Source organism: Mixta hanseatica (assembly GCF_023517775.1).
In the GTDB taxonomy this organism is placed as follows: Bacteria; Pseudomonadota; Gammaproteobacteria; order Enterobacterales; family Enterobacteriaceae; genus Mixta; species Mixta hanseatica.
On the sequence record NZ_CP082904.1, the window covers coordinates 794,024 to 806,877 of the forward strand.

Below are 12,854 nucleotides of genomic sequence, written 5' to 3' on the forward strand. Positions count from 1 at the left end.
GGAAAGGAACAGAGATAATGCCAAAACGTACTGACTTAAAATCCATCCTGATTCTGGGCGCTGGCCCGATTGTTATCGGCCAGGCGTGCGAGTTCGACTATTCCGGCGCGCAGGCCTGTAAAGCGCTGCGCGAGGAAGGTTACCGCGTCATTCTGGTTAACTCCAACCCGGCAACCATCATGACCGACCCGGAAATGGCGGATGCTACCTACATCGAGCCGATCCACTGGGAAGTGGTGCGTAAAATCATCGAGAAAGAGCGCCCGGATGCGGTGCTGCCTACCATGGGTGGCCAGACAGCGCTGAATTGCGCGCTGGAGCTGGAGCGTCAGGGCGTACTGGAAGAGTTCGGCGTTACCATGATTGGTGCCACGGCCGATGCGATTGATAAAGCGGAAGACCGCCAACGTTTCGATAAGGCGATGAAGAAAATCGGCCTGGAAACGGCACGCTCCGGCATTGCGCACAATATGGAAGAAGCGCTGCAGGTTGCGGCGGATGTCGGTTTCCCCTGCATTATCCGTCCTTCCTTTACCATGGGCGGCAGCGGCGGCGGTATCGCCTATAACCGCGAAGAGTTCGAAGAGATTTGCGAGCGCGGGCTGGATCTTTCACCAACCAAAGAGCTGCTGATTGATGAATCGCTGATTGGCTGGAAAGAGTATGAGATGGAGGTGGTGCGCGATAAGAATGACAACTGCATCATCGTCTGCTCTATCGAAAACTTCGACCCAATGGGCATCCATACCGGCGACTCGATCACCGTCGCGCCAGCGCAAACGCTGACCGATAAAGAGTATCAAATCATGCGTAACGCCTCGATGGCGGTGCTGCGTGAAATCGGCGTGGAAACCGGCGGCTCTAACGTGCAGTTTGCGGTAAACCCCAAAAACGGCCGTCTGATCATTATTGAAATGAACCCGCGCGTATCGCGCTCTTCGGCGCTGGCGTCGAAAGCGACCGGCTTCCCGATCGCTAAAGTCGCGGCGAAGCTGGCGGTAGGCTACACGCTGGATGAGCTGATGAACGACATTACCGGCGGCCGTACGCCAGCCTCGTTCGAGCCTTCAATCGACTACGTCGTGACCAAGATCCCGCGCTTTAACTTTGAAAAATTTGCCGGCGCCAACGATCGTCTGACGACGCAGATGAAATCGGTCGGCGAAGTGATGGCGATTGGCCGCACGTTACAGGAGTCTATGCAGAAGGCGCTGCGCGGACTGGAAGTGGGCGTGAATGGCTTCGATCCGAAAGTGCATTTGGACGATGCCGATGCGCTAACGCGTATTCGTCGCGAGCTAAAAGATGCAGGCGCCGAGCGTATCTGGTATGTGGCCGATGCATTCCGCGCTGGCCTGTCGGTAGACGGCGTATTTAACCTGACCAATATTGACCGCTGGTTCCTGGTACAGATTGAAGAGCTGGTGCGTCTGGAAGAGCAGGTGGCCCATGAAGGCATTAACGGCCTGAATGCCGATTTCCTGCGAACGCTTAAACGCAAAGGCTTTGCCGATGCACGCCTGGCGGATCTGGCTGGCGTAAGCGAAGCGGAAGTGCGTAAGCTGCGCCAGCAATACAACCTGCATCCGGTTTATAAGCGCGTTGATACCTGCGCCGCTGAGTTTGCCACCGATACCGCCTATATGTACTCTACTTATGAAGAGGAGTGCGAGGCGAATCCGAACCAGGACCGTGAGAAGATCATGGTGTTGGGCGGTGGACCAAACCGTATCGGCCAGGGCATCGAGTTTGATTACTGCTGCGTTCATGCTGCGCTGGCGCTGCGTGAAGATGGTTATGAAACCATCATGGTCAACTGCAACCCGGAAACCGTTTCAACCGACTACGACACCTCCGATCGCCTCTACTTCGAGCCGGTCACGCTGGAAGATGTGCTGGAAATCGTGCGTCTTGAACAGCCGAAGGGCGTTATCGTGCAGTATGGCGGTCAGACGCCGCTGAAGCTGGCGCGTGCGCTGGAAGCCGCAGGCGTACCGGTTATCGGCACCAGCCCGGATGCTATCGACCGGGCGGAAGACCGCGAGCGTTTCCAGCAGGCGGTCGATCGCCTGGGCCTGAAGCAGCCGGCGAACGCCACGGTGACCGCGCTGGAGCAGGCGGTACAGAAAGCGGTAGAGATCGGTTATCCGCTGGTAGTGCGTCCTTCCTATGTGCTGGGCGGACGGGCGATGGAAATCGTTTATGACGAGCAGGATCTGAAACGCTACTTCCAGACCGCGGTCTCGGTATCCAACGATGCGCCAGTGCTGCTTGACCGCTTCCTCGATGATGCGGTGGAAGTGGACGTGGACGCGATTTGCGACGGTGAGCGCGTGCTGATCGGCGGCATTATGGAACATATTGAGCAGGCCGGGGTGCACTCTGGCGACTCCGCCTGTTCACTGCCCGCCTATACGCTGAACAAGGGTATTCAGGATGTGATGCGTCAGCAAGTTGAAAAGCTGGCGTTTGAACTTTGCGTACGCGGCCTGATGAACGTACAGTTTGCGGTGAAAGATAACGAAGTGTACCTGATTGAGGTTAACCCGCGTGCCGCACGTACCGTGCCTTTCGTTTCCAAAGCGACCGGCGTGCCGCTGGCGAAAGTCGCCGCGCGCGTCATGGCAGGTAAAACGCTGACAGAGCAGGGCGTAACGGAAGAAGTTATCCCGCCTTACTACTCTGTGAAGGAAGTGGTGCTGCCGTTTAACAAGTTCCCTGGCGTAGACCCGATCCTTGGTCCGGAAATGCGTTCAACGGGTGAAGTGATGGGCGTTGGCCGCACCTTTGCCGAGGCGTTCTCTAAGGCGATGCTGGGCGCGCAGTCCAACATGAAAAAGCAGGGACGTGCGCTGCTTTCGGTGCGCGAAGGCGATAAAAAACGCATCGTCGACCTGGCGGCCAAGCTGCTGAAGTTCGGCTTCGAACTGGACGCGACGCACGGCACCGCAGTGGTGTTGGGTGAAGCGGGCATTAACCCGCGCCTGGTGAACAAAGTGCATGAAGGGCGTCCGCATATTCAGGACCGCCTGAAAAACGGTGAATATAGCTATATCGTCAATACCACGGCTGGACGCCAGGCAATTGAAGATTCGCGCGTTATTCGTCGCAGCGCGCTGCAATATAAAGTGCATTACGACACCACGCTGAACGGCGGCTTCGCGACCGCGATGGCGCTGAACGCCGACCCGACGGAGAAAGTGATTTCCGTTCAGGAAATGCACGCACAAATTAATGCTAAATAAGTTGCTGGTTTAACCGATAACGGCTCTCCCGGGAGCCGTTTTTTTATGGGCGCGATTTATGTGCCGTAAAGGACGCGGACTTTGACTGGCGAGAGGGTAACGGACCTTATCGCGCCGGGTCTGTCAGGATGTTTAAGGATAAAGAATGAATTTTTCTAAGCGCGTTATTGCATATTATTGTGGCGTCGGCCTGCTCGCTGCGCTGCCTTTCGCCAGCCAGGCGGAAATTACGCTGATTAAACAAGATGCGCAACCGGACGATGCGTTAAGCCGTCTGAAATTTGCGGTGGGCGGCAGCATCCGTCCGCAGTTCAACAATATCACCGGCGACAGCGATCGCAGCTCTTATAAGCGCAACGGCTTTGACGGCGGCACGCGCTTCCGCTTCGGTGCGGAATATTATCTGACTGAAGATGTCAGCTGGCTGGGCTATTATGAGCTGGGCGTGAATATTCCGGCGCTGTTCAACTGGGATAACCACTACGCCGAAGGCGCACGCGATACTTCGCGCCGCCAGCTTTACACCGGTTTTAAAAGCCAGCGCTGGGGCCAGCTGACCTTTGGTCAGCAGAACAGCGTTTACTATGACGTCGTCGGCGCCAAAACGGATATCTGGGATTACGATATGCTGGCTCAGGCGTCAAATATCGGCATCAACGGCGATTACGACGGCACCTACCGCGCGCGTAAACAGCTGAAGTATAAAAACCGCTTCGGCGACGCCGATCTTTATGCCTCCTGGCTGCTGGAAGATACCGAGTTCCTGCCGGGCAACGGCCTGCGCTACAAGCGTCAGGGCGGCGGCTCGCTGGGCGTGGACTATCATTTGACGCCGGATCTGACCTGGGGCACCGCATGGAACTACACACGTGCTGAAATGCGTAATCCGGGCAACGGCGATAGCAAAGGCTACGATCAGAATATCGTCGGCACCTCGCTGAGCTGGAAGCCGGACAACTGGACGCTGGCGCTGGGCGGCGGCTGGTACCAGAACTTCTCGCCAAGCAAGAAACGCAGCGTCGATAACTACTTCGCCAATGAAGCGTGGGGTGTGGAATATTTTGTCGGCTACACCATTCCGGTGCAGCGTTATGCGGTGAAATCGGTGCAGCCTTATGTTATGGGCGATCGTCTGGAATATACCAGTGGCCGCGATTACCAGCGCATCGACAACGGTGTCGGCGTGACGTTACAGCTCGAGTACGGCTTCCGTATCGATTACGAACACGTTTTCACCTCCAGCAGCGACGATCTGGGTGATATGAACCTGGTACGCCTGCGTTACGATTTCTGATAACCGCTATTCGGCGTAGCGCCATTAACTGATTAAAACCTGAACGTCATTACTGGCGCTCAGGTTTTTTTACGCTAATCGCTCTGCCGCATAGCTGTTCAGGCGTGACTGGTTTTGCTTTTTTCCGGTGGGTTGGGCAACGCCTTACCGGAAACGGCAGGCGCGGGAGCAATGCCAATCACGTTAACGGCGTGCTCAGGCAGCCTGGTGGTTTCGGCATTTCCGACAAACACCGCGCCCTTTTTCACCGATAGCGTAACGTAGTTGAGCGCGCCGTTAATATTGGCATGCTCGCCGATATCTATCGATTCTGCTTTGCATTCACCTTTAACGGTGCCGTTAATAATAAGTTCCTGGCAGGTGATATTACCGTTAACCAGCCCGCTGCGCATAACCTTTACTACGCCGTCGCTGGCAATAGTATTTCCCTGCACCTCGCCATAAATATAAATTTGGCCCACTGCTTTGAGATTACCTTCAAAGCAGACATCACGGGCAATTACCGTATTACTGGTCTGTTCTTCATGAGGCGCGGTTTTATCCAGTATTGCCGTTGAGAGAATAGCCTCTTTTTTTGCTGTTATTTCTGCTGATTTATTTTGTTTTTTAAACATAGTTAGGATTTTCCATTGTAAGGCATAAAGTAAAAATGACCCGACAGCCAGCGATCCGCAGACCCCAGCCCAGGTTAACGAAAAAAAGCTGGCCGCCAGCGCCAGCAGCCAGCAGCAGATGCCACTATTAAAGAAAAAATATTGCCTGCCCATATTGGCCTGATACAGCTCCCTGTGCCCGCTATGTTTCTATTGATCATCGAACTGGTATAGGTAAAGCGGCACGTAGTATGTTGCGCGTTGCTATTGTTTCATATAGCGGCCTGCCTCCGGCCAGATAATACCAGTCGGTTTGTTATTTTAGTGTTAGAACATCATTTTTTCTGGCAAAGTATTATCCTGTTTTTTTAAAAGTGAATAATAACCCCGGAATTGACGCTTATTCTGGTAATCAACGAAGACGCGAGAATGATTAATTAACCTTTCCTGAAATTATCGATATTTCAGGAAATATTCAAGTGAAGATATGTCGCTGCTGGCTATGCCGCACAAAAATTGCTGGGTGGGTCATTAATAGGTGAATGAAATTATCGTTACGAGCGGTGATAAAAAGCGGCTGGTCGGCACGGTTTTTTCGCTAGCGGATAGTGGACGAGGCTTTCTTCTTTTTGAGCCGCTGCATGATTGCCAGCGCGTGAAAGCTCTTTGACGCTGTCGCTCTGGCAACCAACAGGTACGGTTTAAAAACCTTTACGTAAATCCAGTAATCAGGCTATCGACGAAAGTTTCGCCTTTACGTATGATGGCGCCAATTTTACACCCTGTTGAGTAATCTATGATGATAAGCCTGATAGCGGCTTTAGCAGCCGATCGCGTTATTGGGATGGAAAACGCTATGCCGTGGGATCTGCCTGCGGACTTAGCGTGGTTTAAGCGTAATACATTGAATAAGCCAGTAATTATGGGCCGCCTGACCTGGGAATCGATTGGCCGCCCGCTGCCAGGACGTCACAATATTGTGGTCAGCAGTCAGCCAGGGAAAAATATCGATGGCGTGACTTGGGTAACCTCGCTGGAAGAGGCTTTAGCGGCGGCGGGCGAGGTTGAAGAGATCATGGTGATCGGCGGCGGCCGTATTTATGAGCAGATGCTGGATCGCGCCGATCGTATCTACCTGACGCACATTGATGCGGAAGTAGAAGGTGATACGCATTTCCCGGACTACGAGCCGGATGAATGGCAGTCGGTATTCAGCGAATTCCATGATGCCGATGAGAAGAACTCCCACAGCTACTGCTTTGAAATTCTTGAGCGTCGCTGATAACGTCCGTTAAAAGCGCGCTTATCCGCCAGCTGTAACATGGCTGTCATTTTTGCCCTCTAGCATTGCTTTCACTCTGGGAAACCATAACGGGAAGCAATGCTATATGAGCGACAAAATCCTTGAATTAAATATGGACTCACTGCCAAGCCCGGCGCGTCGTAAACTGCTGGCCGGAACTGGTGCATTAGGGCTGGCGGGCTTTCTTGGCGGCGGCGTCAGCTTTTCCGCTTTGGCTAATATGCAGACGGCGCCAAAAGGTAGTCCGCTGCTGGGATTCACGGCTATACCTGCCTCTACCGCTGATGACATCGCTATCGCGCCGGGCTACCGGGCCGAAGTGCTTATCTCGTGGGGCGAGCCGTTGGTTGATGGCGCGCCGGCGTTTGATCCTCAGGGCAACAACAGCGCCGCCGATCAGGAAAAACAGTTTGGCGATAATAATGATGGCATGAGCTTTTTCGCGCTGGATGAGAACCGCGGCGTAATGGCCATCAATAATGAGTATGTGAATGAGCAGTATCTTTTCCCGCACGGCGGCAGTAAAGCCATCAGCCTGGAAGATGTAAAAAAATCGCAGGCCGGGCATGGCGTATCGATCGTGGAGGTCGCGCGTAGCGAAGACAATCGCTGGCGCGTGGTGCGCCCGTCACGCTATAACCGCCGCATCACCGCCAATACCCCGATGCATTTTTCCGGCCCGGCGGCAGGCCATGCAGCGTTGCAAACCGCAGCCGATCCGCAAGGGAAAACGGTGCTGGGCACCTTTGGCAACTGCGCGAACGGCAAAACGCCCTGGGGAACCTATCTTACCTGCGAAGAGAATTTTGATACCTATTTCGGCACCAAAGCCGCCGACTTCAGCCCAACGCCCCAGCAGAAGCGCTACACCCTGAACGCCAGCGAGCCTGAGCGCAACTGGTCTGATTTTGATGAGCGTTTTGACGTAGCGAAAAATCCCAATGAATTTAACCGCCATGGTTGGATTGTGGAAATCGATCCGCTCGATCCACATTCGATGCCGGTAAAGCGTACCGCGCTGGGCCGCTTTAAACATGAAAACGCCGCGGTGACGGTGGCAAAAAGCGGCGAGCTGGTGGTTTATATGGGTGACGATGAACGGGGAGAATATATCTATAAATATGTCTCGACGGGCAAAGTCGATCACGCTAATCCTGCCGCGAACAAAGCGCTGCTGGATGAGGGCACGCTCTATGTCGCGGTGTTCGAAGGTGATAAAAGCGGTACGCCGTTAAAGGGAACGGGCCGCTGGCTGGCGCTGGTCCACGGTGAAAATGGACTGACGGCGGAAAAGGGTTTCCAGCATCAGGCGGATATTTTAATCAATGCCCGCGCGGCGGCGGATGTGGTTAAAGCGACGCGCATGGATCGCCCAGAGTGGATAGCCGTCAACCCGCACGATGGTCGCGCCTACTGTACGCTGACCAACAACAACAAGCGCGGCAATGAGAAGATGCCGGTGGATGCGGCCAACCCGCGTCCTGATAATATCTACGGCCAGATCATTCGCTGGGATGAGCAGGGCGATGCCACGGCGCAGCAGTTTAGCTGGGATATTTTCGTGCTGTGCGGAAACCCAATCGCGCATCCACAAGGCGTGCAGCGCGGTACGCCGAATATCACCGCTGACAATACCTTTAACAGCCCGGACGGGCTGGGCTTTGATAGCGCCGGACGTTTGTGGATCCTGACCGATGGGAAATACAGCAATGAAGGCGATTATCAGGGGCAGGGCAATAATCAGATGCTGGTCGGCGATCCCAACAGCGGCGAAATCCGCCGCTTTATGGTGGGGCCGAAATCGTGCGAGCTAACGGGCATCACCTTTACGCCGGATTACCGTACGCTGTTTGTTAACGTACAGCATCCGGGCGAAGAGGGCGACTCTCACTTCCCGCATAACAGCCCGCGACCACGTTCGTCGGTGATTATGATCACCCGCGAAGATGGCGGCATCGTCGGGGCCTGAGAATAAATGCCGAGCCGTCTGGCTCGGCTATGAATCAGATCGCAGCGCGGCCGGCGTGGTTTCACCGCCTTCGCTGGCCTGCAGGCGGTTAGAGGGCTGAATAAACAGCTGACGATCCTCCCAGCGCAGCATGGTCAGCGTGCCTCCCCAACAGCAGCCGGTATCCAGGCCGATAATGCCTTCCGGGGTGCCTTTGCCTTCCAGCGAAGCCCAGTGACCAAAAATAATCGTATAGTCACGCGCCACCGGTCCTGGGATGGTGAACCAGGGTTTCAGCGGCGGCGGCGCAGAGTCGGGCGCATCTTTGCAAATCATATCCAGCTGTCCATTCGGAAAGCAGTAGCGCATCCGCGTCAGCGCATTGGTGCTAAAGCGCAGACGCGCCAGACCGGTAAGCTCAGGCGTCCAGTTGTTCGGCATATCGCCATACATCGCATTCAGAAAAAGCGGATAGCTGTCGCTGGAGAGCACGGACTCTACTTCCCGCGCGCACATTTTTGCCGTTTCAATATCCCACTGCGGCGTAATGCCGGCATGCGCCATCACCAGCTTTTTCTCTTCATCCACCTGTAACAGCGGCTGACGACGTAGCCAGTTGATCAGCTCATCCGCGTCAGGCGCCTCCAGCAGCGGCGTAATGCGATCTTTCGGTTTATTGCGGCTGATGCCAGCGAATACCGCCAGCAGATGCAGATCGTGGTTGCCCAGCACCATGCGTACCGCGCTGCCCAGTGAACGCACATAGCGCAGCACTTCCAGCGAGCCGGGACCGCGCGCCACCAGATCGCCGGTTAGCCACAGCGTATCTTTTTCAGCATCGAAGGCGACCTGTTGCAGCAGGGAATGCAGTTCATCGTAGCAGCCATGAACATCGCCAATAAGATATGTACTCATGAAATAATTATCCGGAGAAGAAACGGCAAACCCGGCCGCAGCCGGGTTTCTCATCAGTGAATGCGCGAAGGCACGGCGAGGCGAAAGACGGGTATATCGACATGAAACTGCTCGCCTCGTTCGTCAATCATTACATAGTGTCCCTGCATGGTGCCCATCGGTGTTTCCAACACCGCGCCGCTGGTATACTGGAATTCATCGCCCGGCATAATATGAGGCTGCTCGCCGATTACGCCATCGCCCTGAACTTCCGTTTCGCGTCCGTTGCCGTTGGTTATTAACCAGTAGCGGCTACGCAGCTGCACTTTTTCACGGCCCAAATTGCGGATGGTAATGGTATAGGCGAACACGTAGCGATCTTCATCTGGGGCAGATTGCGATTCAACGTAAAAACTCTGTACCTGAACACAAACTCGGGACGAATCAATCATGCGTTTAGTTCTCCTGCGACTCGGGATGCGCAGATAACCAGTTGGCTAGCTGGCAATATTGCGCAACGGTAACATTTTCCGCACGCAGACTGCCATCAACGCCCAGATTTTCCATCACCTCAGCGCTGAACAGATGTCCGAGGCTGTTACGCAGCGTTTTGCGACGCTTGCCGAAGGCTTCGGTAGTAATGCGGCTCAGCACGCGAACATCCTCAACCGGATGTGGCTGCACCGCATGCGGAACCAGACGTACCACGGCGGAATCCACTTTCGGCGCCGGGGTAAAGGATTCTGGCGGCACTTCCAGTACCGGAATAACCTGACAATAATATTGCGCCATTACGCTTAAACGTCCATAGGCTTTACTGTCAGGGCCAGCCACCAGGCGGTTGACCACCTCTTTTTGCAGCATAAAGTGCATATCTTTGATCGCACTAGTATAGCTGAAAAGGTGGAACATCAACGGCGTAGAGATGTTGTAGGGCAGGTTGCCGAAGACGCGCAGCGGCTGACCGCGCTCAGCAGCAAGCTGAGCAAAATCGAAGGTCATGGCATCCTGCTGGAAAATGGTTAGCTTAGGCCCGAGGAAAGGATGGGTTTGCAGACGCGCAGCCAGATCGCGATCCAGCTCGATAACGGTCAGCGCATCAAGGCGCTCGCCGACGGGTTCAGTCAGGGCGCCAAGGCCGGGACCGATTTCCACCATCGCCTCGCCGCGCTGAGGATGGATGGCCGCAACGATGCTGTCGATAATGTAGGAGTCGTTAAGGAAGTTTTGCCCAAAACGTTTGCGGGCGAAATGACCCTGGTGGACGCGATTATTCATTGACTTCTTTGATCATATTAATGGCGAGATTAAGCGCCGTGATGAAGCTTCCCGCATCGGCGTTGCCCTGTCCGGCCAGTTCCAGCGCGGTGCCATGGTCAACGGAGGTGCGGATAAATGGCAGGCCAAGGGTGATATTCACCGCGCGGCCAAAGCCCTGATATTTCAGGACCGGCAGGCCCTGATCGTGATACATCGCCAGAACCGCATCGGCATGCTGGAGATATTTCGGCTGAAACAGCGTATCCGCCGGCAGCGGGCCGGTAAGCTGCATGCCTTGCTGACGCAGCTTATCCAGCGCCGGAATAATGGTATCGATCTCTTCGCGGCCCATATGTCCGCTTTCGCCAGCATGAGGATTCAGGCCGCATACCAGAATATGCGGCTGGCTGATGCCGAATTTACGCTGTAAATCCTGATGCAGAATGGTGATCACTTCATGCAGGCTGGCTTCGGTAATCGCATCGGCCACCGCTTTGAGCGGCAGATGCGTCGTCGCCAGCGCCACGCGCAGCTCTTCGGTCGCCAACATCATCACTACGCGCTCACAGGCGGCGCGATCGGCAAAAAATTCGGTATGGCCGCTGAAGGCGATACCGGCATCGTTAATCACGCCTTTGTGTACCGGGCCGGTAATCAACGCGGAAAATTCACCGCTAAGGCAGCCGTCGCAGGCGCGGGCAAGGGTTTCCAGCACGTAGTGGCTGTTCGCTACTGTTAGTTCGCCGGCGTTGACCGGCGCAGCCAGCTCAACCGGCAGGACGGTCAGCGTGCCGGCCTGTTGCGGCTGCGCTGGCGTACCCGGCTGATAGTGCCGCAGCGTCAGCGGCAGACCCAGCTGCTGCGCGCGTTCCGTCAACAGCTGAGGCGAGGCGCACACCACCAGTTCAACCGGCCAGTCGCGCTGCGCCAGCTGTAGCGTAACATCGGGACCAATCCCGGCGGGTTCGCCGGGCGTGATGACTACGCGAGTGTTATTGAGCATTGGCATCCAGGATCTTCACATAGGCGCTGGCGCGCTGTTCCTGCATCCAGGTTTGCGCTTCTTCAGCGAACTTACGGTTAAACAGCAGACGGTAAGCACGCTCTTTCTGCGCCGCATCGGTCTTATCAACCTGACGCGTATCCAGCAGTTGAATCAGATGCCAGCCAAAAGAGGAGTGAACCGGCTGGCTGGTTTCGCCTTTATGCAGACGCAGCAGCGCATCACGGAAGGCTGGATCGAAGATCTCCGGTGAGCTCCAGCCCAGATCGCCGCCCTGGTTTGCCGATCCCGGATCGTCAGAGAACTGCTTGGCCGCCGCCGCAAAGCTGGTTTTACCGCTTTTAATGTCGTTGGCAATCTGCGTCAGTTTCTGACGTGCCTGGTCATCGGTCATAATTGGCGACGGCTTCAGCAGAATATGGCGCGCATGCACTTCGGTTACGGAGATATTCTGTTTTTCACCGCGCAGATCATTCACTTTCAGGATATGAAAACCCACGCCGGAACGGATAGGGCCGACAATGTCGCCTTTTTTCGCCGTGCTCAGCGCCTGAGCAAACAGGGTCGGCAGCTCTTCGATTTTGCCCCAGCCCATGTTGCCGCCCTGCAAAGCCTGTGGATCGGCTGAGTAGGTGACCGCCAGCTTACCGAAGTCAGCGCCGCTGTTCAGTTCGCCCATCAGCTGTTTCGCCAGGTTTTCCTGATCGTCCACCTGTTGCTGCGTTGGGTTTTCCGGCAGCGGCAGCAGGATATGGCTGATATTCAGTTCGGTACCCTGGGTATTTTGCGCAGAGACCTGTTTCGCCAGCGTATCCACTTCCTGCGGCAGGATGGTGACGCGACGACGCACTTCATTGTTACGCACTTCCGCAATCTGCATCTCTTTGCGGATCTGCTCGCGGTAAGCATTGTAGTTCACGCCGTCATAGGCCAGGCGGCTGCGCATCTGATCCAGCGACATGCGGTTCTGGGCGGCAATGTTGCCGATCGCCTGGTCCAGCTGTTGATCGGAGATCTGAACGTTCATCTGCTTGCCCATCTGCAGGATAATATTATCCATTACCAGACGTTCGACAATTTGATGGCGCAGCGTGCGGTCATCAGGCAGCTGCTGTCCAGCCTGCTGCGCCTGCGCTTTCACCGAATGCATCATGCCATCAACATCACTTTCCAGAACGACGCCGTTATTGACCACGGCGGCGACTTTATCGACTACCTGCGGGGCTGCGATCGCGGTGTTAGCGGCCAGCGCCACACCCAGTATCAGCATTCTCCAGTTCTTCATACTTTTTCCATTTTCTTTCCGCACTGCGG

10 protein-coding genes are annotated in these 12,854 nt (G+C 55.3%); 4 read left to right on the top strand and 6 right to left on the bottom strand.

Going from position 1 to position 12,854, the window contains the following annotated elements; translation table 11 throughout:
- The first annotated feature begins 17 nt into the window (after positions 1 to 17).
- The gene (gene carB / locus K6958_RS03760) at positions 18 to 3,245 is read left to right on the top strand and encodes a carbamoyl-phosphate synthase large subunit (protein ID WP_249893411.1); all 3,228 of its coding nucleotides are present in this window, start codon (positions 18 to 20) and stop codon (positions 3,243 to 3,245) included.
- A gap of 145 nt (positions 3,246 to 3,390) precedes the next feature.
- Positions 3,391 to 4,539, top strand: coding sequence for a porin (locus K6958_RS03765; RefSeq protein WP_249893412.1), 1,149 nt, complete (start codon positions 3,391 to 3,393; stop codon positions 4,537 to 4,539).
- A gap of 98 nt (positions 4,540 to 4,637) precedes the next feature.
- On the opposite strand, the gene K6958_RS03770 is transcribed toward K6958_RS03765, so the two are convergent.
- Positions 4,638 to 5,153, bottom strand: a complete 516-nt coding sequence (locus K6958_RS03770; protein ID WP_249893413.1) for a bactofilin family protein — start codon at positions 5,151 to 5,153, stop codon at positions 4,638 to 4,640.
- Between the two features lie 778 nt (positions 5,154 to 5,931).
- Between K6958_RS03770 and folA the strand changes: the two genes are divergently transcribed.
- Together folA and K6958_RS03780 are read left to right on the top strand one after the other, a co-directional pair.
- Positions 5,932 to 6,414 carry a type 3 dihydrofolate reductase gene (folA, locus tag K6958_RS03775; RefSeq protein WP_249894590.1) on the top strand — a complete coding sequence of 161 codons (483 nt, stop codon included), beginning with the start codon at positions 5,932 to 5,934 and terminating at the stop codon, positions 6,412 to 6,414.
- 106 nt (positions 6,415 to 6,520) lie between these two features.
- Complete coding sequence (locus tag K6958_RS03780) at positions 6,521 to 8,404, top strand: PhoX family protein (RefSeq protein ID WP_249893414.1); 1,884 nt, start codon at positions 6,521 to 6,523, stop codon at positions 8,402 to 8,404.
- A 27-nt stretch (positions 8,405 to 8,431) separates the two neighbouring features.
- Here the strand turns inward: K6958_RS03780 and apaH are convergent, their stop codons facing one another.
- From apaH to surA, 5 genes are read right to left on the bottom strand one after another with little or no spacing between them, the layout of a single operon-like run.
- A complete protein-coding gene (apaH, locus tag K6958_RS03785; protein WP_249893415.1) occupies positions 8,432 to 9,298 on the bottom strand; it encodes a bis(5'-nucleosyl)-tetraphosphatase (symmetrical) ApaH in 867 nt (288 codons plus the stop codon).
- Positions 9,299 to 9,351: 53 nt separating this feature from the next.
- A complete protein-coding gene (gene apaG / locus K6958_RS03790) occupies positions 9,352 to 9,729 on the bottom strand; it encodes a Co2+/Mg2+ efflux protein ApaG (RefSeq protein WP_249893416.1) in 378 nt (125 codons plus the stop codon).
- Between the two features lie 4 nt (positions 9,730 to 9,733).
- Complete coding sequence (gene rsmA / locus K6958_RS03795) at positions 9,734 to 10,555, bottom strand: 16S rRNA (adenine(1518)-N(6)/adenine(1519)-N(6))-dimethyltransferase RsmA (protein WP_249893417.1); 822 nt, start codon at positions 10,553 to 10,555, stop codon at positions 9,734 to 9,736.
- A complete protein-coding gene (pdxA, locus tag K6958_RS03800; RefSeq protein ID WP_249893418.1) occupies positions 10,548 to 11,540 on the bottom strand; it encodes a 4-hydroxythreonine-4-phosphate dehydrogenase PdxA in 993 nt (330 codons plus the stop codon). The genes rsmA and pdxA overlap by 8 nt, the downstream gene beginning before the upstream one ends.
- Entirely contained in the window at positions 11,530 to 12,825 is a 1,296-nt protein-coding gene (gene surA, locus K6958_RS03805; RefSeq protein ID WP_249893419.1) for a peptidylprolyl isomerase SurA, read from the bottom strand. Before surA ends, pdxA begins: the two co-directional genes overlap by 11 nt.
- Positions 12,826 to 12,854: the final 29 nt, after the last annotated feature.

Bases quoted from the DNA above. Each gene is read 5' to 3' on its own strand.
- K6958_RS03765 (WP_249893412.1), top strand. From the start codon at position 3,391: ATGAATTTTTCTAAGCGCGTTATTGCATATTATTGTGGCGTCGGCCTG.
- K6958_RS03780 (WP_249893414.1), top strand. From the start codon at position 6,521: ATGAGCGACAAAATCCTTGAATTAAATATGGACTCACTGCCAAGCCCG.
- folA (WP_249894590.1), top strand. From the start codon at position 5,932: ATGATAAGCCTGATAGCGGCTTTAGCAGCCGATCGCGTTATTGGGATG.
- apaG (WP_249893416.1), bottom strand. From the start codon at position 9,729: ATGATTGATTCGTCCCGAGTTTGTGTTCAGGTACAGAGTTTTTACGTT.
- surA (WP_249893419.1), bottom strand. From the start codon at position 12,825: ATGAAGAACTGGAGAATGCTGATACTGGGTGTGGCGCTGGCCGCTAAC.
- apaH (WP_249893415.1), bottom strand. From the start codon at position 9,298: ATGAGTACATATCTTATTGGCGATGTTCATGGCTGCTACGATGAACTG.
- pdxA (WP_249893418.1), bottom strand. From the start codon at position 11,540: ATGCTCAATAACACTCGCGTAGTCATCACGCCCGGCGAACCCGCCGGG.
- K6958_RS03770 (WP_249893413.1), bottom strand. From the start codon at position 5,153: ATGTTTAAAAAACAAAATAAATCAGCAGAAATAACAGCAAAAAAAGAG.
- carB (WP_249893411.1), top strand. From the start codon at position 18: ATGCCAAAACGTACTGACTTAAAATCCATCCTGATTCTGGGCGCTGGC.
- rsmA (WP_249893417.1), bottom strand. From the start codon at position 10,555: ATGAATAATCGCGTCCACCAGGGTCATTTCGCCCGCAAACGTTTTGGG.